Raw genomic sequence first — 5,227 nt, 5'->3', positions numbered from 1 at the left:
TGCTCTCCGGCAGCGGCCCGCTCAGCCGCACGATCCGCGCTATCGACACCTTCGGCTTTCACCTCGCCACCCTCGACCTGCGCCAGAACAGCGACGTCCACGAGCGCGTCGTTGGCGAACTGCTCAGGACGGCCGGCCTCGCGCCCGACTATTGCGAACTCGACGAGCAGGAGCGCATCGCCCTCCTCCGCCGCGCCCTCGCCGAGCCGCGCCCGCTCGCCACCCCGTTTGCTACCTACTCCGACGAGACGACGTCCGAACTCGCCATCGTCCGCGCCGCCGCCGAGGCCCAGGCGCGCTACGGCCCGGCCGCGATCACCACCTATGTCATCTCCAAGGCGGAGAGCATTTCCGACCTGCTCGAGGTCAACATCCTGCTCAAGGAAGCCGGCCTGTGGCGCGACGGCCGCGCCACCGTCATGGCCGTGCCGCTGTTCGAAACTATCGGTGATCTCGAGCGCGCCCCCGCCATCATGCGCGCCTGGTTCAACCTGCCCGAAACCGCCGCCTCCGCCCACGCCGTTCAGGAAGTGATGGTTGGCTATTCGGACTCAAACAAGGATGGCGGCTACCTCACTTCGGTGTGGAGCCTTCATCAGGCCAGCCAGCAGCTCGCTACCGTCTTCGCCGATGCCGACGTCGGCATGCAGTTGTTCCATGGTCGCGGCGGCGCGGTCGGGCGCGGCGGCGGGTCGGCCTTTGCCGCGATCCGCGCGCAGTCGGCCGGCACCGTCCAGGGCCGCATTCGCATCACCGAACAGGGCGAAGTGATCGCCGCCAAATATGGCACACCGGAAAGCGCCATCGCCAACCTCGAGGCGATGGCGTCGGCCACCCTTCTCGCCAGCCTCGAGCCACGCCCGCTCGCCAACCGCCCGCGCTTCTCGAAGGCGATGGCCGATATCTCCGCCGCCGCCTTCGCCGCCTATCGCGGACTGGTCTATGAGACCGACGGCTTCCGCCCCTTCTTCCGCCAGATGACCCCGATCGCCGAGATCGCCCAGCTCAAGATCGGCTCGCGCCCCGCCAGCCGCACGAAGTCCGACCGCATCGAGGATCTGCGCGCGATCCCGTGGGTGTTCAGCTGGGCCCAGGCGCGCGTCATGCTGCCCGGCTGGTACGGTGCCGGTGACGGCCTTGGCGCTGTTGGTGACCTGCCGCTGATGCAGGAAATGTATCATGGTTGGGCCTTCTTCCGCACCACGCTCGACAATCTCGAGATGGTGCTGGCCAAATCCGACATGGGCATCGCCGCACGCTACGCCGCGCTGGTCGAGGACGACGCCACGCGCGACGCCATCTTCGGCCGCATCCAGGACGGCTGGCAGCGCACCCACGATTGCCTGCTGGCGATCAGCGGCCAGTCGCACCTGCTCGAGAACAAGCCCGCGCTCGACAGCTCGATCCGCCTCCGCCTGCCCTATATCGAGCCGCTCAACCTCCTTCAGATCGAGCTGATTAAGCGCCACCGCGCCGGCGAAACCGACGCCCGCATCTCCGAAGGCATCCAGCTCTCAATCAACGCCATCGCCACGGCGCTGCGCAATTCGGGTTAGCTCAGGACAAAATCCAGTCGGCGCTGCTTCGCATCCGCCAGCACCAGCCGCACCGTGACCGCAGCCCCCGGTGCCGCCCCCGCCGCCGTCACCCGCGCGACGACCGCCTCCTCGCTCAGTTGAATCCGCGCGCCACGCTCATCGAGATCGGTCACCACCGCCGCGAAACTCTCCCCCACCCGCCCCGACAGCGCCACCGCTTCGGCCAGGTCGATCACCGCCCGGTCGACCTGCGCCGCCTGCGCATCGGCCCGCGCCATCACCTCGGGCAGCCTGGCGAACGCCGCGCTCACCGCGTCGGGAACTGCCCGCCCATTGGCCACCGCCAGCGTCGCAGCGATGACATAGCGATCGGCCAGCCGCCGCAGCGGCGCGGTCGCATGGGCATAGGTCGCGGCCATCGCCGAGTGCCACGGCACGACCCCCTCGCGCCACGGCACATAGGACGCTCCCTGCCCCGCCCGCCGGATCGCCAGCATCATCGCCGCCTGCTTCGGATCGGCGGCAGACAGCGTCCGCTCATACTCCGCGAGCTTCTCGCCCTTGGCCCAGTCGAGCCCGAACGCCCGCGCCGTCGCCCTGAGCCGCTTGATCGCGCCTGAATCCGGCTCGGCCATCACCCGGAACAGCCCGGTGCGATGCGCCTGCAACGTATTGGCAATCGCCAGATTGGCCGCCAGCGACAGCGCCGCATTGCGGCTTTCGGACTCCAGCCGCGGTCGGAACGCGAGCGAATAGCCGTCGCCGACCCGCGCCACTTCCTGCTCGGGCGGATCGACGCGCGACGCTCCCCGAGTGCGCTCCGCCGCCTCGATCCGCCGCGCCAGCTCGGCAAACCCCGCAGGCAAGTCGGCATCGCTTACCCCGTCATAGGCCAGCTTCGCCCGGCTGCGGATGATCGCCCGCTCGGCCCCGTCGAGCTTCACGGTCCCCTCCCCCGCGACCCGCACCGAAAACACCACCGCCGGTCGCGGCCCATCGGGCAACAGGCTCGCCGCCCGCTCGCCCAGCACTGGCGGATAAAGGCTCGCCTTGCCATCGGGCAGGTACAACGTCTCCCCCCGCCGCCACGCCTCGACATCGACCGCCTCGCCGTCCGCCACGAACCAGTTCACGTCGGCAATTGCATAATGAAGGATCAGGTCGCCCCGGCTCACTTCAATGGCAAACGCCTGGTCGAGATCGGTCGAACTGGCGGGATCGAGCGTGACGAACGCCTCCCCCGTCCGGTCGCGATGGTCGGACGGCGCGCGGGCAGAAGCAGCCTCGGCAGCCGCCAGCACCGCATCCGGAAACGCCGCCGGAACCTGATACTGCAACCGGATCGCGGTTAAGCCATTGGCCAGCGCGTGGCCCGGATCATGGATCGCCTTCATGGATAGGCTTGGACCACAAAGCCGTCGACGGGGAAAGCTTGTCTAACCGGAGCCTGTCTTCCGCACCCCGCCCCGCCCCATCCCTTGATCCCGCCCCGCTTTCTGCTATGCGCGCCACTTCCGATTTCATTGGAAATCCCGCGGGAGGCCTCATTAGCCGTCTGTACCGCTAAACTTGAACCGGGGCTTAGCGCCAGTCGCGACGCCCCCGCAACAGAGTGAGACGCCATCATGGCCAAGAAGATTACCGGTTACATCAAGCTGCAGGTGCCCGCGGGCGCCGCCAATCCGTCGCCGCCGATCGGCCCGGCGCTGGGCCAGCGCGGCGTCAACATCATGGAATTCTGCAAGGCGTTCAACGCCGCGACGCAGGATCTGGAAAAGTCGATGCCGATCCCGACGGTCATTACCGTCTTTGCCGATCGCAGCTTTTCCTTCACCACCAAGACCCCGCCGGCGTCGTTCCTCATCAAGAAGGCCGCCAAGCTCAAGTCGGGTTCGAAGGAGCCGGGCAAGATTTCGGCCGGCAACATCAAGCGCTCGCAGCTCGCCGAGATCGCCGAGATGAAGATGAAGGACCTCAACGCGAACGACATTGAGGCGGCAACGCGGATCATCGAAGGCTCGGCTCGCGCCATGGGCCTCCAGGTCGTGGAGGGCTAAGCCATGAAGATCACCAAGAAAATGAAGGCCGTTTCGGGCCAGGTCGACCGCGAGAAGCTGTATCAGGTGGGCGAGGCAATCACGCTGATCAAGAGCCTGGTTTCGACCAAGTTCGACGAGACGGTCGAGATCGCACTCAACCTGGGCGTCGATCCGCGCCACGCCGACCAGATGGTTCGCGGCGTCGTCAACCTGCCCAAGGGGACCGGCAAGGATGTCCGCGTCGCGGTGTTCGCCAAGGGCGCCAAGGCCGACGAAGCGACTGCCGCCGGCGCGGAAGTCGTCGGCGCCGAGGATTTGATGGAATCGATCCAGGGCGGCAAGATCGACTTTGACCGCGTCATCGCCACGCCCGACATGATGGGTCTGGTCGGACGCCTCGGCAAGGTGCTCGGGCCGAAGGGCCTGATGCCGAACCCGAAGCTCGGCACCGTCACCATGGACGTGACCAAGGCAGTCAAGGACGCCAAGTCCGGCCAGGTTGAATTTCGCGTTGAAAAGGCCGGGATCATCCATGCCGGCATCGGCAAGTCGAGCTTCGCGGCGGATGACCTGCGCCAGAATTTCGACGCGCTGGTCGACGCCATCGTCAAGTCCAAGCCGAGCGGCGCCAAGGGCAAATATCTCCAGAAGATCAGCCTGAGCTCGACCATGGGCCCGGGCCTCAAGATCGACACGTCAGAGCTGGCGGGAGCCTAAGACACTCCGATCACTAACGAAACAGGGCCGGGGCAGCAATGCTCCGGCCCTTTTTCGTATCGCTCAGAAGACCTGCATATAGGCCGACTTGGCCACGTAAGGCCGGCCATCGCCGTGCCGTGCCGGCTCGTAGCGGAAGCGCTGCTGCGCGACCTGGCAGACCAGTGCGTCGAGCGCCGGCGTGCCGCTCGATTCGCGGATGATGCAATCGGTAATCCGCCCGTCGAGTTGCACCGTGAACAGGATGAATACGCGCGTCCCGGGCGGCAGCGGCTCGACTAGCGCGCGCGGGAAGCCGCGCGGGTTGAGCGGGCGGAACATCGGGCGCGGGTGAGTGCCGGTGCCGTCATCGCCATCACCCCCGCCACCGGTCCCACTCCCGCTGCCGCCCGCACCGGTACCCGGCCCCGCAGTAGCTGAACCTTGCGAGGCGGCGGCACCCTGAGCGGGGACCGGTGCAGCGACGATCGGGCTTGGGATCGGCAGGATCACGCGCGGTTTGTCGGCGGCAATCGGGGTTGCTTCGGCCTCCTTCGCGGGCGGTGCGGCGGCCTTGGGCCTGGCGCTGGCGCGGCTGACCCTGGGCGGCGGAGGCAGCGGGGGACGCGGCACGGGCGGTGTCACGTCGATGATTTTCAGCGTCTGCTCGACCGCTGCCGGCGTCAGATGCCCCGACATCGTCAGCAGCATGAACGCCAGCGCGCTATGGACCGCCAGCACGGCGACGACCGGTCCGGTGCGTTCGCGGGGGGTGAGGTCTCCGCCGTACATCGCCGCCCTATACGCTGGAAGTCAGCGCAAGGTTGCCGCTTTCATCGCACCCACGAATTCCTCGATGCGCACGGCCGCGTCGGGTTCAGTGACCAGTCTGACGATCGCCGAGCCGCTGATCACGCCCTTGGCCCCGGCGGCCAGCGCCTGCGCGACATGGTC

5 protein-coding genes are annotated in these 5,227 nt (G+C 67.5%); 3 read left to right on the top strand and 2 right to left on the bottom strand.

The genetic code is table 11. The features are described 5' to 3' along the window. Nucleotides 1-1,556: phosphoenolpyruvate carboxylase (locus tag RMN84_RS07045; protein ID WP_309611474.1), on the top strand; the 1,556-nt coding region annotated here is incomplete at its 5' end. Here the strand turns inward: RMN84_RS07045 and RMN84_RS07040 are convergent. Next, a complete protein-coding gene (locus RMN84_RS07040; protein WP_309611473.1) occupies nt 1,553-2,932 on the bottom strand; it encodes an RNB domain-containing ribonuclease in 1,380 nt (459 codons plus the stop codon). The two genes, RMN84_RS07045 and RMN84_RS07040, sit on opposite strands and share 4 nt — an antisense overlap. A gap of 231 nt (nt 2,933-3,163) precedes the next feature. Between RMN84_RS07040 and rplK the strand changes: the two genes are divergently transcribed. After that, on the top strand, nt 3,164-3,595 hold the full coding sequence (gene rplK / locus RMN84_RS07035; protein WP_309611472.1) for a 50S ribosomal protein L11: 432 nt from the start codon (nt 3,164-3,166) through the stop codon (nt 3,593-3,595). Nucleotides 3,596-3,598: 3 nt separating this feature from the next. Continuing rightward, nucleotides 3,599-4,294: a 50S ribosomal protein L1 gene (gene rplA, locus RMN84_RS07030; protein WP_309611471.1), complete on the top strand. Its 696-nt coding sequence runs from the start codon at nt 3,599-3,601 to the stop codon at nt 4,292-4,294. A 63-nt stretch (nt 4,295-4,357) separates the two neighbouring features. Here the strand turns inward: rplA and RMN84_RS07025 are convergent, their stop codons facing one another. Continuing rightward, nucleotides 4,358-5,065, bottom strand: a complete 708-nt coding sequence (locus RMN84_RS07025) for an energy transducer TonB (RefSeq protein ID WP_309611470.1) — start codon at nt 5,063-5,065, stop codon at nt 4,358-4,360. Nucleotides 5,066-5,227 lie beyond the last annotated feature (162 nt).

This window comes from Sphingomonas sp., assembly GCF_031380695.1.
GTDB lineage: Bacteria > Pseudomonadota > Alphaproteobacteria > Sphingomonadales > Sphingomonadaceae > Sphingomicrobium.
The sequence above is the reverse complement of the archived record's forward strand: the minus strand, read 5'-3'. Positions and strand labels throughout refer to the sequence as shown.

Coding starts and splice junctions, on each gene's coding strand:
- rplA (WP_309611471.1), top strand. CDS start 3,599: ATGAAGATCACCAAGAAAATGAAGGCCGTTTCGGGCCAGGTCGACCGC.
- RMN84_RS07025 (WP_309611470.1), bottom strand. CDS start 5,065: ATGTACGGCGGAGACCTCACCCCCCGCGAACGCACCGGACCGGTCGTC.
- RMN84_RS07040 (WP_309611473.1), bottom strand. CDS start 2,932: ATGAAGGCGATCCATGATCCGGGCCACGCGCTGGCCAATGGCTTAACC.
- rplK (WP_309611472.1), top strand. CDS start 3,164: ATGGCCAAGAAGATTACCGGTTACATCAAGCTGCAGGTGCCCGCGGGC.